Source organism: Mesorhizobium sp. M8A.F.Ca.ET.161.01.1.1, from assembly GCF_004792105.1.
Lineage (GTDB): Bacteria > Pseudomonadota > Alphaproteobacteria > Rhizobiales > Rhizobiaceae > Mesorhizobium.
Map to the genome: position 1 here is coordinate 67,030 of NZ_SRTD01000019.1, position 16,086 is coordinate 83,115.

A 16,086-nucleotide genomic window follows, 5' to 3' on the forward strand; every position below is an offset into this window, starting at 1 on the left:
GGTGCGAGAGCCGACGGCGCGGCAATAAGCCCGTGCCTGACAAGGCAATGGACGACTGGGAGATACCCGCGACCTCGTCCGTCCATCAAGATTTCGGGTTGGCTTTCCGCCAAGCCTCATACTCATCATTTGCACTTGGGTGGAGCGGATAGTAGCGTTGCAACGACCCGCCCTGCATGAGTTTCTCACGCGAGAACTCCTCCCAGTCGTGATGCTTCTGGGATTCCTCGATCACCTTCGCGGCCATTGCGACGGGCAGCACGACCACCCCGTCATCGTCGGCGACGATGATGTCGCCGGGGATCACCGTGACGCCGCCGCAGGCAATCGGAACGTTGACGGCATTGGGATAGATGCTGGTTTGCACATGGTAGTTGGGCGTCCAGCCGCGCAGCCATAGGGCCAGGTCGAGTTTTTCGACATTGGGCCGGTCGCGCATGCAGCCGTCGATGACGATACCCGCGCCGCCTCTGCCTTTGAAGTATGTCGACATCATATCGCCGAACACGCCCGAGCTCATGTCGCCGCGCGCGTCGACCACGACCACATCCCCCTCTTGTGCGTGGTACAGCACATGCCGGTGGAGCTGTGTCTCCGGATCGGCATATTCTCCCTCGTTGAAAAGATCGGGCCGCTGCGGCAGGAACTGCAGCGTCAGCGCCGGCCCGACGATCGACTTGCCGTGGTTCTGCGCCACCGGACCGACCATATGCGGATTGCGGAAACCCATATGGCCAAGCGTGCCGGCAACCGTCGCGGCGCCGATCTCCTTTAGCGCGTCGATCAGATCCCTGGGCGGCCGCGTGATGTCGGAAGTATGCGTCATTGTGGACTCCGATTGAATGGGAACTACCAGTTCGTGACAGAACCATCGCGGCGCTTGAGGTGGGGCGCTTCCCAGAAACGGAAGCTTTGCGCCTGGACCGCCTCTTCGTTGACCTCGACGCCGAGCCCCGGCAGATCGGTGACGGGATAATCGGGGCCGTCGAGCCGTGGTTGCACCGGAAAGAAGTCGGAATTGTCGAAACCGAGCTTTGCTTCGGGCGCCCTGGTCTCGAGCCACGAGAAGTTGGGCACTGCGGCGGCGAGATGCACGGTCGCGGCCGTGCACACTGGACCCAGCGGATTGTGTGGCATCAGGTCCACATAGTGCGCCTCGCTCCAGCCGGCGACTTTCATCGCCTCGGTGAAGCCGCCGACATTGCAGATATCGAGCCGGTTGAACTGGTGGATGCCGCGCTCGACATAGGGCAGGAACTGCCACTTGCTGGCAAATTCCTCGCCGATGGCGAAGGGGATCTCGGTCATCTTGCGCAGGGATTCGTAGGCTTCCGGCGTCTCGTCGCGTATCGGCTCCTCGAGGAAATCGAGCACGCCGCGGTCGAGCTTGTTACAGAAGCTCGCCGCCTCCGCCACCGACAGGCGATGATGATAATCGATGCCGAGGACGACGTCGTCGCCCAGCGCCTGGCGCGCCTTGTTCAGCATCGTCGCTGTTGCGCCGATCGACTCGCGCGGCTCGAAGACATCCTTGCTGTTTTGCCCGACGGGAAAGAAGCGGATTGCCTGCCAGCCCTGCGCGTGCAGTTCGCGGGCCCGTTCGATGGCCACGTCCCCCTCGGCCTCGTCTCCGGTCGAGGCGAAAGTGGGGATCCGGTCGCGCTGCTTGCCGCCCAGCAGCTCGTAGACCGGTACCCCCAGCGCCTTGCCCTTGATGTCGTGAAGGGCGATGTCGATGGCGGAGATCGCCGCCTGCAGAACGCGCCCGCCTTCGAAATACTGGCTGCGATAAACCTCCTGCCAGATCCGCCCGGTCTGCATGGGGTCGCGGCCGACGAGAAATTCGCGATAGTGCTCGACCGCGCCGGCCACGGCCTTCTCGCGGCCGCTCAGGCCGCTCTCGCCCCAGCCGAAGATGCCATGATCGGTCTCGACCTTGACCAGCATCTGGTTGCGCGTTCCCACCCACACTGGATAGGGCTTGATCGCGGTAATCTTAAGCTTCCTGGTCATCCACGCCCACGTTCCATACGCATCCGCCTGCTCAACTGGCCTCGAGGGCCATTTCGGTTTCGCCATCGAACAGATGCATCCGCTCCTGGTCGAACTCGAGCCAGATCCGCTCGTCGGGCGTCACGGCAATGTTCGGTGGCACGCTGACGTTGACGATGGCACCGGATAGGAACGCCTGCACGAAGGTGACGTCTCCGGTTGGCTCCACCGTGTAGACCTTGGCCGGAATGCTGCCTGGCACTGCAGTCTTGTGCAGCTTGATCGTCGAGTGGCGTGCGCCGAGCACGACCTTTTTGGTCGTTGCCTTCGTGACCTTCTGGACGTTGCGCGGCGAGAGCCCGAGGCTCCAGCCCTCCGCGCTGGTCAACACGGTGCCGCCGTTTGCTGTCGATATCTCCAGCGGAATGAGGCTCATCGCCGGGCTGCCGATGAAGCTGGCGACGAACATGTTCACCGGATGGGCAAAGACCTGCGCCGGCGAATCGTATTGCTGCAGGAAGCCACCGTTCATCACCGCCATCTTGTCGGCCATCGTCACGGCTTCGAGCTGGTCGTGCGTCACATAGATGATCGTCGCCTTGAGGTCCTGGTGGAAGCGCTTGATCTCGGACCGCATCTGTACGCGCAGTTTGGCGTCGAGGTTGGAGAGCGGCTCGTCCATGAGGAACACGGCGGGATCGCGCACAAGGGCGCGGCCGAGGGCCACACGCTGCTGTTGGCCTCCCGAAAGTTCGCGTGGCTTGCGCTCGAGCAGGTGCGTCATGTCGAGCACCCGCGCCGCCTCCTTGACCTTCTTGTCGATCTCGTCCCTTGGCAGTTTGCGCATCTGCAGCGGGAACGCCAGGTTCATGTAAACCGACTTTTGCGGGTAGAGCGCATAGTTTTGAAACACCATTGCGATGTCCCGGTCCTTGGGGTCGAGGTCGTTGACCACCCGGTCGCCGATGACGATGTCGCCCGAGGTGATCGGGGTCAGCCCCGCGACGAGATTGAGAGTGGTTGTCTTGCCGCAGCCTGAAGGGCCGACGAGCGCAACGAACTCGCCGTCGTTGACCGTCAGCGAAACGTCGTTGACGGCCTTGAAGTTGCCGTAGGTCTTGACGAGATCTTTGAGGACCACGTGGGCCATCGGCAACTCCCTAATGCTTGACCGCGCCTTCTGTCAGGGCGCGTACGAAGTATCGTTGCAGGACGAGGAACAGCACCACGACGGGCACGCTCATCATGAAGCTCGCCGCCATCAGGCCCGGAAAGTCCGTCGTGTTTTCCGAGAAGAAGCGCTGGATGCCGACCGGCAGCGTCAGCTGCTCGTTCTTGGAGAGGAAGGTGTAGGCGTAGATGTACTCGTTCCAGGCGCCGATGAAGGAGTAGATCGCGGTGGCGATGATCCCCGGCGTCGAAAGCGGCATCACGATCATGATGAAGGCCTGGAACCGTGTTGCGCCATCGATGCGCGCCGCCTGCTCGAGCTGCACCGGAATGTTGTCGTAGAAACCCTTGAGTAGCCAGATTGCCAGTGGCAGGCCGAAGGTGAGGTAGGTGAGAACCAGCGAGCCATGCGTGTTCACCAGCCCGATCGCGCGCATCAGGATGAAGAGCGGCACGAGAAAGATCACCGCCGGGAACATGTTGCGCAGCAGCACTGCGAAGAACAGGAAGTTGCGGCCCGGGAAGGTGAAGCGCGAAAACGCGTAGGCCGCGGGGACAGCCACGATCACCGAGAGGATTGTCGTGACGGTCGACACGAACAGGCTGTTCCAGAAGAAGCGAAGGAAGTCCTGGCCGACGCTGTTCTGCGGATCGAGCAGCTTCTGGTAGCTGGCAAGCGTAGGCTCGTCCGGCCACCATTGCGGCGGGAATTGCGTCGCCGCGAAGCCGGACTTGATCGAGGTGATCAGCATCCAGATCATCGGCAGAGCGGTGTAGAGCAGCATGAACAGAAGAAAGATGCGCCCGGCCCACCGCCATCCGTCCAAGCGCATACGGCGACGGGTCTGGCCTCGAGAGGCTGTCTCGGCGATCGTGCTCATGCGCCACCCTCTTTTCGCTCGTTGCCGCTCAGCGCACGGACGTAGAAATAGCCGAGGGTTATCAGGATGAGGAACAGGAGCACCGAATAGGCCGATGCCACACCCCAGCGCTGCCGGCCGAAGGCGAGCTCGTAAATATGGGTTATCCAGATATGCGATGCGTTCGACGGCCCGCCTGCGGTCATGATCCAGGGGATGATGAAGGAATTGAAGTTGGCCACCGCAAGCAGCAGGATCGTCACCACCGAGACGTTGCGCAAGTGCGGAAAGGTGACGTGCCAGAAGCGCTGCCATGCATTGGCCCCGTCGACCTTGGCGGCGCGCAACAACTGGTCGGGAACTGTCTGCAGGCCGGCCATCATCATGATCATGGCAAACGGGAACTCGCGCCAGATATTGACGACGATCAGGGAGGGCAGCACCGTGCTGACGTTGTCGATGAAATTGGGCGGCCGGTCGGTCAATCCGAGGCCGACCAGTACCGCGCCTATGATGCCGAAATCCGAATGGTAGATCCACTTCCAGATATAGGAGGCGGCGACGGCGCTGATCACCCAGGGAATGATCAGGATGGCACGCAGGACGCCGCGACCGATAAAATCTCGATGCAGCGCCAGCGCCGTCGCAAAACCCAGGACAAAGGAGATGAAAGTCGATCCGAATGTCCAGACCAGGGTGTTCCAGGTGACTTTCCAGAACACCTCACTGGTCAGGATGGTGGTGTAGTTGTCGAAGCCGATGAAGGTCTTGTCGCGGAGTTGTAGGCCGGGCGGCGTCTTATAGAACGACAGCTCGATCGTGTAGTAGATCGGATAGGCGATGACGACGAGCATCACGGCGATTGCCGGAAGCACGTATGCGTAGTCGGCGCGATGAGCCCAGATGTTCCGCAATACGCCGGACCTGCCGGGTTGCAATTTTCGGCGAGCCTCGGCCTTGCCGGTCACGATCGTCACTGTGGCGTGCCCTTGTTCTTCGGAACGAACCGGCTGCGCTCTCGGCGCAGCCGGCCAGATCGGAGGTCAGGTCCGGACTAGAGTCCGCCCATCAGGTCTTTGACCTTCTTGGCCGCGTCGTCCGCTGCCTGATCGACGGTCATAGCTCCGGTCAGGGCATTCTGCAGCATGTCCGGGACGATGATGTTCATGATCTCGGGGGACTCCGGCAGCGCCGGGAACGGGATGCCATACGGCAGCATCGAGGTCGTGACATCGAGGAACTTGATATGGTCCAGGCGTTCCTTCATCCATTTGGTCTTGAAGCCGTTGAGATTGCCCGGGTTGGAGCCGGCATAGGCCATTTTCAGCGACCATTCAGGGCTAGCCCACATGCAGATCATCGCCTTCGCGGCCGGCTCGTCCACCTTGCCGCCCTCTACATATTCGGGCTTCAGGATGTGAATGTTCGAGCCGCCGAACACGACGGCGCGTTTGCCGTCGGGGCCGGTCGGGATCAGGCCGTAGCGCATGTTGTCGATGACGGTCTGCGCCTTGTCCTTGTCGGTCCCGGTCGCCTTTGCCTGGAGGTCGAGCATCACGTTGTAGTCGGATGGGTGGGAGACCATCATGCCCAATTGGCCGGCGACGAACAGAGGCTGGTTGTCGGCCTGCTGGTTGGTAAGTGCAGAGACCGGAACCGACTTGTCGCGGACGTACATGTCATATGAGGCTTGCAGCGCCGCCTTGCTCTGCGGGCTGTCGAGCTCCACCTGCTTGTAGGTCGGGTTCGCGGTGGCCTCGTCGAAGACGCCGCCGCCATAGGCCCACAGCTGCGGCATGAAGCGATAGGGCGTGTTGCCGGCATTCTTGCGAGCCACGAGGCCGTAGCCGGCAATGCCGAGCTTGTCGTGGATCTGCTTGGAATATTTGACGACGTCGTCCCAGGTTGCCGGAGCCTTGTCCGGATCGAGGCCCGCACGCTTGAAGATGTCGGCGTTCCAGATGAACGCCATCGTCTCGTTGTTCGTTGGAACGCCGTAGGTCACCCCATCCCAGGTCACCGCCTTCATGGCGCCCGGCCAGAAATCCTCGGTCGAATAGCCAACATCCTCCGGCTTGAGCGGCTGCAGATAGCCCTTCGAGGCAAATTCGGTACCACCCAGGATCTGCAGACGGACCGCCATCGGCGCGGCATTGCCCAGCAGTGCCGTACGGAATTTGTCGAGAAGGTCGTTATAGGTGAGGGCCTGTTCCTCGAGCTGGATGTTCGGATAGGTCTTGCGGAAAGTCTCGAAGAAATCCTTGTAGTACTGGCGCAGGAGGTCGGGATCGCCCTCGAACACGCCCTGATACCAGAAAGTCAGTCGCCCCTTGTAATCGAGCGGGGTGACCTTGGCGCAATCGCCGGCCGTGTCGAAATCCTGTGTTCCGGCGATCGAGCGCACATATTCAGGCGACCATTTGCTCAGGTCGACCGGCGGCGCACCCAGCGCCGATGTGGACATAAGCGATGCCGCCAAAACACCGACGACAGTGCCGCGCAGGACCGCACTGCCGAGCATGATCCTCGTCATAGGTATCCTCCCTGGTTCTCCGCCCTGCGATCGCGAGGATGGCTTTTCAGTACGGTGTATCCTCTCGATCACTTAGTACGTTTTCAGATCACGGATTGCCTGTCAACGCGTCAGATCGTACATTGTTTATGGAAACCGTGCATGATATCGGACTGACTGTGTATTAATTTGGGGAGCCGGCCTTGGCCGAAACAAACGATTTTAAAGCAAAACCACCTCCGGGGATCGACGCTATCGGGGCCTCCAGCGAGGGCGCTTCCCTTTACGAGCTGATAAGGGAAGACATCATCGAGGGACGGCTCGCCGCCAACGAACGGCTTGTTGTCACCGATCTCGCCCGTCGCCACGGCACCTCGACCAATCCCGTGCGCGAGGCCCTGCAGCTGTTGCGGGGCGAGGGATTCGTCATCTTCTCACCCAACCGCGGGGCGCGTGTAAGGCCCATCGATCAGGACTTCGTCCGCGATATCTACGAGATCGGTGTGCTGATCGAGCCGGCCCTGACGCGATGGTTCGTAAATATGGCTACAGGCGAGGACATCGCCGAGCTCGAACGTATCCAGGCGCTGATTGAAGAGAACAATTTCGCCGACACCTTCAGGCACAGTGAACTGGACACCGCCTTTCACACCGTGATGTACCAGCGGCACTATAACCGCCATGCCGCTGAGCTCTGGTGGAAGCATCGCGAAGTGCTGCGGGCGGTGAGCCGGCGCTTCAATTTCACGCTGGCGCGGCGTGCGGCGATCATTCGCGAGCACCGCGAACTCATCGCGCTCATCAAGGCGGGAGAGGCAGACAAGGCAGCCGAACTCATTTCCCGTCATGTCGAGGGTTCCGGCCGGCATGTTCTCGAACAGATGCGTGCGCGCAACGCCGCCCGGGCCGGATAGGACCAGGGGTCAAGTCTGGAACATCGTGGCTGACCATTGCTGACAAAGGTATTGAAATGAAAATCACGAGCGTTCGGCCGTGGCTGATCAAGTCTGGTGCTTCTTATTGGGGGGAATTCCTGTTCGTCGAGGTGACGACAGACGAGGGGGTGAGTGGCTGGGGAGAGATCACCACCACCACCAAGCTAGCCAACCGCGCGCTCTGCACGATCCTTCGACAGATCGGAGCCGCGGTGACAGGAGAGGATCCGGCGCGCATCGAATACCTCTGGCACAAGATATTCCGCAGCTTCACCTATATGGGCAGCCGTGGCGCCGCGGTCGAATGCGTGAGCGCGATTGATATAGCTCTCTGGGATCTCAGGGGCAAAGTCCTCGGCAAGCCGATCTACGAACTGTTGGGCGGGCCGGTCCGCGATGAAATCGCGCTCTATACCCATCCCAACCAGGCCAAATTCACCAGCAAGGATGCTGTGGTCCGCGAGATCCTGGACATTGTCGAGTCCGGGCACACAGCTCTCAAGTTCGATCCTTTCCCCCACCAGGGTCGCGGTGCCGACGGCGTGTCGCGTGAACAGCGGGACGGCTACCTCGATGGCGGCATGACCCGCAAGGACGAGCGCGAGGCGGCCGAACTCACGGCTCTGATCCGCGAAACGGCAGGCCCCGATGTCGACATCCTTATCGATGCGCATGGCCGCTTCGACGTCCCCACCGCCATTCGCCTCTGTCGCAGCCTCGAGGAAGCCGGCCAGATCGACTGGTTCGAGGAACCTTGCCCGCCCGAGAGCCTTAACGCCCTCAAGCAGGTGCGCGACAAGGTCAGCGCCGCTATCTCGTGGGGCGAGCGCGGCCACACCAAGTGGGATTTCATCCCGGTACTCGAGAACAAGCTCGCCGACTACATCATGCCCGACGTCACCTGGACCGGCGGCATAACCGAACTCAAAAAGATTTCCGCTCTGTGCGAAGCCTACTACATCCCGGTCTCACCCCATGACGCCGCGGGACCGATCAACGTGGTTGCGGGAGCGCAGGTGATGATGACCGTTCCCAATTTCTACAAGCTCGAAACGTCGGAGTGGAATTTGGGCAAGTACGATCATCTTATCGACAGGCCGCTCGACGTTTCGAACGGCAGCCTCAAGCTTTCGTTGAGGCCAGGTCTCGGCATCGAGATGAACCGCGATTACCTGCAAGCCCATGAGATCCAACTGGGCTAGCAACGTCATCGGCAGCATGCGGGGCGACAGGCCCCGCCGACCAGAACGAGGATAAGTCATGCCAAAGACGGATGGAGCCGACGAGGCCCTCAACCGGGTCAACACCAACTCGAAGCCGTCCGAGCTTCGCATCACCGACATGCGGGTGGCCGAAATCGTCGGCGCGCCGTTCACCTCGGCGCTGCTCAAGATCTACACCAACCAGGGCATCGTCGGACTTGGCGAGGTGCGCGACGGCGCCAGCGCCATCTACGCGCTGATGCTGAAGAGCCGGCTGCTTGGCGAGAACCCTTGCGACATCGACCGCCTGTTTCGCCGGATCAAGCAGTTCGGTGGGCATGGCCGGCAGGGCGGCGGCGTCTCGGCAGTCGAAATCGCCCTCTGGGATCTCGCCGGCAAGGCCTATGGCGTCCCCATCTACCAGATGCTTGGGGGACGGTTCCGAGACAAGGTACGTGTCTACTGCGATACCGACGCCGAGAAACCGAGCGGCACCGAAACCGGAAAGCGCCTCAAGCAGCGCATGGACCGGGGTTTCAGCTTCCTCAAGATGGACCTGGGCTTGATGCAGATCGCCCATGTCCCGGGCGCCGTGGCCGCGCCTGCCGGCGCGCTCGAAGGGTTTCATGCCAATCCGCGCGGCCGTGGCGGCACGCTCGAGGAGCGCAAGGCCCGCAATCTCGCTTATGACGCGCAGAACGTGCAGCACCCGTTCACGGGCCTGCATTTCACCGAAAAGGGGATCGACCTGCTCGAGCAGTACATCCACGAGGTTCGCGAGGTGATCGGATACGAGATCCCGCTCGCCATCGACCATGTCGGCCACATCTCGCTGCAGGATGGCATCCGCCTGTCGCGCCGTATCGAGAAATACGTTCCGGCCTGGCTGGAGGACGTGATCCCCTGGCAATACACCGAGCAGTACCGGCAATTGCAGCAGGCTACCACGGTGCCGATCTGCACCGGCGAGGACATCTACCTCAAGGAAGGCTTCGAGCCGCTGCTCAAGAGCGGCGGCCTCTCGGTCATCCACCCGGATCTGCTCACCAGCGGGGGCATTCTCGAGACCAAGAAGATCGGCGATATGGCGCAGGATCACGGTGTCGCCATGGCGATCCATATGGCCGAAAGTCCGATCGCCGCGATGGCCGCCGCGCATGTCGCCACCGCGACCGAGAACTTCATGGCGCTCGAATACCACTCCGCCGATGTCGACTGGTGGGACGATATCGTCACCGGCCTGCCCAAGCCGCTCGTCAAGGACGGCTTCATCACCGTGCCCGACAAGCCGGGGCTGGGCATAGACGATGTGGTCGACGAGGTGATCAGCCAGCATCTGCAGCCCGGTGTCACGGGGATATGGCAATCCACCGAGCATTGGGACAATGAATATAGCTGGGACCGGACCTGGAGTTAGCCCGGACCCCTTATCCTCATTCCCCCTAGGCTCACAGGGCCAACGATCGACCATTCGTGTCGACCTCTCCCAAGGGAGAGGCCAAGAAAGAAACGGACGAAACCATGATCTACGAACTGCGTATCTATGACTGCCTGCCGGGCAGGCTGCCGGCTTTGCTCAAGCGCTTTTCCGACCAAACGCTGGCCATCTGGGAGAGGCATGGCATCCGCCAAGCCGGGTTTTTCACCACGGCGATCGGCGAAAACAGCAATCGCCTCACCTATTTCCTCGCCTGGGAATCGCTGGCCGAGCGTGAGGCGAAATGGGCGGCTTTCGTCACCGATCCGGCATGGCACAGGGCCCGGGACGAGTCTGAGCGCGACGGGCAGATCGTTGCCAATATCAGCAGCCAGATGCTCACGCCGACAGCTTTCTCGTCTGTGAAATAGGACTGCGCCATGAAGATCACCGACCTTCGCTGTGCCGTTATCGGCAAGCATCCCATCGTTCGCGTCGTAACCGACGAGGGCCTCTATGGCCTGGGCGAGGTCGAATACACAAAGACCTACCTGAAACCCTTCGTGCTGCATTTCCGCGAGGCGCTGATCGGCGAGGATCCCACCGACGTCGAGCGGGTGATGCTGAAGATCCGCCAGCGCGGCTCGTTCAAGCCCTATGGCGCGGCGGTGAGCGCCATCGAGCATGCGCTGTGGGACATCGCCGGCAAGGCCGCGGGCGTGCCGGTCTACAAGCTGCTCGGCGGCAAGGTGCGCGACAAGGTGCGCGTCTATAACGGCTCGATCCGCCGCAAGCGCACCGGCGACCGGCCGGAGGATTATGCCGCCGACGTCAAATGGATGATGGAGCAGCCGCAGAACTTCTTCATGGTCAAGCAGGGTATCTCGTTCCACTCCAACATGAAGGACTCCATCGACGGCTTCCATTACGGCGTGACGCAGAAGAAGGCCGGTTATCACGGCGCCATGGACCAGGGCGTGATCAGCGAGCGCGGTTTCAACCACATGCTCGACTGCGTGGCGGCGATGAAGGAAGTGCTGGGCGACAAGGTCAGCCTGGCGCTCGACTGCGGCCCGGGCTGGATGCTGCCCGACGCGATCAAGTTCGCCCGCGCGGTCGAGAAGTACAATTTGATGTGGCTCGAGGACATGCTGACCGGCGATTACGTGCCGTGGGTCAATCCGCAAGCCTATCGAGAACTGACCACCTCGACCTCGACGCCGATTCATACCGGCGAGCAGATTTACCTCAGGCACAATTTCAAGGAACTGATCGAGACCCAGGCCGTGCGCGTCATCGGCCCGGATCCTGCCGACATCGGCGGCATTGCCGAGCTCAAATGGGTCGCCGAGCACGCCTATATGCACTCGATCCTGATGGCGCCGCACGGCACCGCGAACGGCCTGCTGGGCCTCGGCGCGCTGATCAATGTCTGCGCCACCTTGCCCGCCAACTACGTGGCGTTCGAATATCCCAGCGCCTCGGACCCCTGGTGGAACGACATCGTCATCGGACTGCCCAAGCAGATCGTGAAGGACAGCATGGTCGATCTGCTGGAGGCACCGGGGCTCGGCCTCGATATCGATGCCGAAGGGGCCAGGAAGTATTTGCTGGCGGAGGATGCCGGCTTCTTCGATTGATTGGTAGGGCGGCCCTCGATCTCATCGACCGAGGGCTTGCTTCAAAGAAGCGTGGATGCACATCTCGCCGCAACGCAAATCGGCGCATTGTTGAAATGCGCCGATCGAGTCTAGGGATGGCGGATCTCGGTCCCGAGAACCTTCAGACACTCGCGAATGAAGGCGGCCAAGGCTGTCCAACCCTTGGCCGACACCATGGTTCCGTCGACATAGGCCTCCGTCGGCGAGAGGTCGATGTAAGTGCCGCCGGCCAACGTCACTTCCGGTTCGCAGGCGGCGAGCGCGCCAACCTTCTTGCCGCGCACGACGCCGTCCACGGCAATTAGGATCTGAACCCCATGGCAGATCGTGAAAATCGGCTTCTGGGTATCGTGGAAGTGGCGCACCATGGCTTGCACCCGTTTGTCGGTGCGGATGTATTCCGGGCCGCGGCCGCCAGCGCAATATACGGCGTGGTATTGATCGAGCTGCTTTTCCGCCTCGGCGAACGTCTTGTTGATCACCTGAAAATGGCCGAGCTTTTCTGTGTAGGTCTGGTCGCCTTCGAAGTCGTGCAGGGAGGTCTTGATGAGGTCTCCGGCCTTCTTGTCCGGGCAGACCACGTGGACGGTGTGGCCGACGGCTTCCATCGCCTGCTGGTATACGAAGATCTCGTACTCCTCGGTGAACTCGCCGGTGAGCATCAATATTTTCTTGCCTGACATGATCATGTCCTCTGTCGCGTTAAAGGAGTGGGCGAGCATGGCTGCGCCCCGCATTGACTGCGTTCGTCTCAGAACGGGGAGTCGGGGAAATAATATTCCTTGGCGTTGTCCTTGGTGATCAGCGGCGCGTCCAGCTTGACGGCGCCGCGAACCGGGGCCTGGCCAACCAGGTTGGCCATGGTCATGTAGATGGCCGTCTTGATCATGGACGGCGGGTAGGGCGTCTCGACGGGGGTCACGGTGTCGCCGTCGATGACCTTCTTGACGATATCCTTCATGCCGTTACCGCCCAGCGCCAGCTTGATGTCCGTACGGCCCGACTGCTTGACCGCCTCGAGCACGCCCAGCAGCATGTCGTCGTCGTTCGCCCACACCGCGTCGATATGGGGATATTTGGCGAGATAGTCCTGCATCAGCTTGAAGGCTTCGTCGCTGTTCCAGTGGGCGTACTGGATGTCGAGAACCTTGAGGCCGGTGCCGGCGATGGCGTCCTGGAAGCCTTTGATGCGCTCGTCGTCGATCACGGTCGGAATGCCGCGCAGGACCACCAGGTCACCCTTGCCGCCAAGCTTGTCGATCATGTATTTCGCCGTGTTGCGGCCGACGGCGATGTTGTCGCCGGCCACATAAAGGCTCTGGACGGTCGGGTCGGTCAGGCCTCGGTCGACGACCGTGATGAAGGTGCCCTTCTCCTTGATGGCCTTGACCGGCTCGGTCAATTCTTCCGACGAGTAGGGCAGAATCACCAGCGCATCGATCTTGCGGGAGGCCGAGAGATCCTCGATCGCCGACACCTGCTCGGCCGCAGAGGGCGATGTCTTCACGATGACCTCGACACCGGGGAAGGCCGCGTTGATTTCCTTGGCCGCCGTCTGCGCGTGATAGACGACGCCGGCGGTCCAGCCATGGTCGGCGGCCGGTATCGAAACGGCGATGACTTTCTTGTCCTCGGCCATGGCATGGCCCGTGAGGAGCAGCGAGCCGAGCGCGGCCGCAGCCATCCATTTTCTACTGAACATTTTCTTCTCCCAGATTGGACCCACAACTACGCACCCGTGTGGTCCGGACACGGGGCTATTTCGAATTCGAAAACCTCTGAATGAGCATCGCGATGATGATGATGACGCCCTGGACCGCTGCGACCAGATACTCGGAGACGAAATCCGACAGCACCATGAGGTTGGCGATCAGCTCCAGAATGACAGCGCCGGCGACGGTTCCCCAGACATGACCCTTGCCGCCGCGCAGCGCCGTGCCGCCGATCACCACGGCGGTGATCACCTGCAGTTCCCAGAGCTGTCCGGTGGTCGGCGTTGCGGCGCCCAGACGCGGCACGTAACAGATCGCGGCGATGGCCACGCAGACGCCCTGGACGATGTAAGCGATGGTGCGCGTCTTGATGATGGAGATTCCGGAATAGCGCGCGACGTCCTCGTTTGCGCCCACCGCGGCGCATTTGCGCCCATACTTCATCTTGTAGAGGACGAACGATGCAATCGCGGCGACGGCGACCGATATCAGGATCGGAATCGGTATACCGCCGACGGTGCCGAAATAGACCGGCCGATAGGCTTCGCGCAGCGACCGGTCGATCGGTATCGTGCCGCCATCGGTCAGATAGGTGATCAACGCGCGGAAAATGCCCATTGTGCCGAGCGTCGCAATGAACGGTTCGATCCGGCCTATGGTGACGATCAGCCCGTTGGCGAGGCCACACAGCAGGCCGACCAGGATCGCCACGAGCATTCCAGCCGGTATCGCCCACAGGCCGGCGTGTGGCGCCACGGCGTTCATGAACATGATGGTGATGCCGGTGACGAAGGCGGCCATCGAGCCGACGGAGAGATCGAGCCCTCCCGACGAGATTACGAACGTCGCACCGACCGCGATGATGGCGATGAAGGCGCTGCGGGTGATAACGTTGGCGAGATTGGTTGCGGAGAGGAAGTCCGGATTGATGAGGAAGCCGGCCACCAGCAGGGCGGCCAATGCCAGGAAGGGACCCACGTCGGTCCAGGTGATGTTCAAATCGCCGGCGCGATGCGTGGATGGGGATCCGGTTATGACAGCCATTCTGTTCCTCCCTTGGCCATTGGCCTCGGTTTCGGGCCGCTTGTCGCCAGCAGCGCCACATTGCTTTCGGTCATCTCGGCGCCCTGGAGTTCGCCGGTCAGACGGCCCTCACGCATGACGAGGATGCGATTGCAGATGCCGATCAGCTCCTGCATTTCCGACGAGATGACGATGCAGGCTTTGCCGCTGCCAACGATGGCGTGAATGAAGGCGTAGATTTGAGCCTTGTTGGCGATATCGATGCCACGGGTCGGCTCATCGATGATGACCACCGAGGGATTGGTAAGCAGCACCTTGGCGAGCAGCAGTTTCTGCTGGTTGCCGCCGGAAAGTTGCCCCGCCTTGACACCAAGGGTCTTGAGCCGGATGTCGTAGCTCCGGACGGCCTCCGCCAGTGCGGCCGCTTCGCGGCTTCTGCCGAGAACCAGTGTGGGATGAAACCGCTCCAACGCCGAAAGCGTCAGGTTGGGCGCCAGGCGCTCATCGAGGAGCAGGCCTTTGCTTTTTCGATCCTCGGTCAGATAGCCGATGCCTGCGTCGATCGCTTCGCGTTGCGAGTGGATCCGGACGGGTCGTCCCCGGAGTTCGATCTCCGCATGGGCCGGCCGCAGGCCTACCAGCCCTTCGAACAGTTCCGTGCGGCCCGCGCCGATCATGCCGGCAAAGCCAAGAATTTCGCCCTTGTGGAGGGTGAAAGAGACATCCTCGGCGTAGCCCGGGACGGTGGCGTTTTTTACGCTCAGCATAGGCTCGCTGGACGGTGTGCTCTTCTGCGGATAGAGGGCTGCAAGCTCGCGGCCGACCATCAGCCGCGCCATGTCCATCTGCGTCAGGGCGGTGCCCGGATAGGTACCGACCATCCTGCCGTCGCGCAGCACGGTTACCTTGTCGGCAAGCTGCCGCACTTCGTCCAGCCGATGGCTGATGTAGAGGACGGCTGTGCCGTGGGCTCTCAATTGCAGGACGATTTCGAGGAGCCGATCCACTTCCGCGCCGGTCAGCACGGCGGTCGGCTCGTCGAAGATCACGACCTTGTAATCGTCGAGCAGGGCACGGGCAATTTGGACCAGTTGGCGGTCAGCCAGAGAGATGTCGCGCACCAGCGCGGTCGGCGAGACCGGGCAGCCGATCTGCGCCAGCTTTTCGGCTGCCAGCCCCCGCATGGCGCGGTCGTCCATGACATGGCGGCGCGAAAGCTCGCGGCCGAGAAACAGGTTGTCCGTCACCGTAAGTGCTTCGGCGAGCAGGATCTCTTGGTGGACGAGGGCAATGCCGGCTTCCTGGGCCTGGTCGGGCTTGGCGAACGTCACCGGCCGACCGGCCATGGACAAGGTGCCACGGGTTGGCTCGGCATAGCCGGACAGCAGCCGCATCAGTGTGGATTTTCCGGCGCCGTTCTCGCCGATAATGGCATGGATCTCGCCCGGCAGGATGTCGAGCGTCACGTCGGAGAGCACGGTGACCGGCCCATATTGTTTCGAGAGACCCTGAGCGCGTAGCACCGGCTCCGCGGCCGCGGGCGCGTTGCCGCCAGGCAGCGCACGTCCTCGCTCTGCGGCAATATTGGCGGTAATGGACATT

Annotated in this window: 15 protein-coding genes; 5 read left to right on the forward strand and 10 right to left on the reverse strand. The window is 61.7% G+C overall.

Annotated elements, in window-relative coordinates; genetic code table 11:
* Positions 1-85: 85 nt before the first annotated feature.
* The 6 genes from EN804_RS29710 to EN804_RS29735 all read right to left on the reverse strand — a co-directional run bounded on the left by EN804_RS29710 (position 86) and on the right by EN804_RS29735 (position 6,555).
* On the reverse strand, positions 86-826 hold the full coding sequence (locus EN804_RS29710; RefSeq protein WP_135881784.1) for a ribonuclease activity regulator RraA: 741 nt from the start codon (positions 824-826) through the stop codon (positions 86-88).
* A 23-nt stretch (positions 827-849) separates the two neighbouring features.
* The gene (locus EN804_RS29715) at positions 850-2,013 is read right to left on the reverse strand and encodes a mandelate racemase/muconate lactonizing enzyme family protein (RefSeq protein ID WP_135921910.1); all 1,164 of its coding nucleotides are present in this window, start codon (positions 2,011-2,013) and stop codon (positions 850-852) included.
* A 31-nt stretch (positions 2,014-2,044) separates the two neighbouring features.
* A complete protein-coding gene (locus EN804_RS29720) occupies positions 2,045-3,142 on the reverse strand; it encodes an ABC transporter ATP-binding protein (protein ID WP_135921911.1) in 1,098 nt (365 codons plus the stop codon).
* Positions 3,143-3,152: 10 nt separating this feature from the next.
* On the reverse strand, positions 3,153-4,043 hold the full coding sequence (locus tag EN804_RS29725; protein WP_127275490.1) for a carbohydrate ABC transporter permease: 891 nt from the start codon (positions 4,041-4,043) through the stop codon (positions 3,153-3,155).
* The gene (locus EN804_RS29730; protein ID WP_135921912.1) at positions 4,040-4,999 is read right to left on the reverse strand and encodes a sugar ABC transporter permease; all 960 of its coding nucleotides are present in this window, start codon (positions 4,997-4,999) and stop codon (positions 4,040-4,042) included. Before EN804_RS29730 ends, EN804_RS29725 begins: the two co-directional genes overlap by 4 nt.
* 77 nt (positions 5,000-5,076) lie before the next feature.
* Positions 5,077-6,555 (reverse strand): sugar ABC transporter substrate-binding protein, encoded by a 1,479-nt coding sequence (locus EN804_RS29735; RefSeq protein ID WP_127275488.1) that lies wholly within the window; start codon positions 6,553-6,555, stop codon positions 5,077-5,079.
* 182 nt (positions 6,556-6,737) lie between these two features.
* Between EN804_RS29735 and EN804_RS29740 the strand changes: the two genes are divergently transcribed.
* The 5 genes from EN804_RS29740 to EN804_RS29760 all read left to right on the forward strand — a co-directional run bounded on the left by EN804_RS29740 (position 6,738) and on the right by EN804_RS29760 (position 11,728).
* Positions 6,738-7,448, forward strand: coding sequence for a GntR family transcriptional regulator (locus tag EN804_RS29740; protein ID WP_127275487.1), 711 nt, complete (start codon positions 6,738-6,740; stop codon positions 7,446-7,448).
* Between the two features lie 56 nt (positions 7,449-7,504).
* On the forward strand, positions 7,505-8,671 hold the full coding sequence (locus EN804_RS29745) for a mandelate racemase/muconate lactonizing enzyme family protein (protein WP_127870437.1): 1,167 nt from the start codon (positions 7,505-7,507) through the stop codon (positions 8,669-8,671).
* Positions 8,672-8,729: 58 nt separating this feature from the next.
* Positions 8,730-10,088, forward strand: a complete 1,359-nt coding sequence (locus tag EN804_RS29750) for a mandelate racemase/muconate lactonizing enzyme family protein (protein ID WP_135921913.1) — start codon at positions 8,730-8,732, stop codon at positions 10,086-10,088.
* 104 nt (positions 10,089-10,192) lie between these two features.
* Entirely contained in the window at positions 10,193-10,519 is a 327-nt protein-coding gene (locus EN804_RS29755) for an NIPSNAP family protein (RefSeq protein ID WP_127275484.1), read from the forward strand.
* A 9-nt stretch (positions 10,520-10,528) separates the two neighbouring features.
* On the forward strand, positions 10,529-11,728 hold the full coding sequence (locus tag EN804_RS29760) for a mandelate racemase/muconate lactonizing enzyme family protein (protein WP_135921914.1): 1,200 nt from the start codon (positions 10,529-10,531) through the stop codon (positions 11,726-11,728).
* 110 nt (positions 11,729-11,838) lie between these two features.
* Here EN804_RS29760 and EN804_RS29765 read toward each other — a convergent pair whose 3' ends face one another.
* The 4 genes from EN804_RS29765 to EN804_RS29780 all read right to left on the reverse strand — a co-directional run bounded on the left by EN804_RS29765 (position 11,839) and on the right by EN804_RS29780 (position 16,085).
* Positions 11,839-12,432, reverse strand: coding sequence for a DJ-1/PfpI family protein (locus EN804_RS29765; protein ID WP_127275508.1), 594 nt, complete (start codon positions 12,430-12,432; stop codon positions 11,839-11,841).
* 68 nt (positions 12,433-12,500) lie between these two features.
* Positions 12,501-13,451: a substrate-binding domain-containing protein gene (locus tag EN804_RS29770; RefSeq protein WP_127870439.1), complete on the reverse strand. Its 951-nt coding sequence runs from the start codon at positions 13,449-13,451 to the stop codon at positions 12,501-12,503.
* 55 nt (positions 13,452-13,506) lie between these two features.
* Positions 13,507-14,505 carry an ABC transporter permease gene (locus EN804_RS29775; protein WP_135864939.1) on the reverse strand — a complete coding sequence of 333 codons (999 nt, stop codon included), beginning with the start codon at positions 14,503-14,505 and terminating at the stop codon, positions 13,507-13,509.
* Entirely contained in the window at positions 14,493-16,085 is a 1,593-nt protein-coding gene (locus EN804_RS29780; protein ID WP_135864941.1) for a sugar ABC transporter ATP-binding protein, read from the reverse strand. The genes EN804_RS29775 and EN804_RS29780 overlap by 13 nt, the downstream gene beginning before the upstream one ends.
* Position 16,086 lies beyond the last annotated feature (1 nt).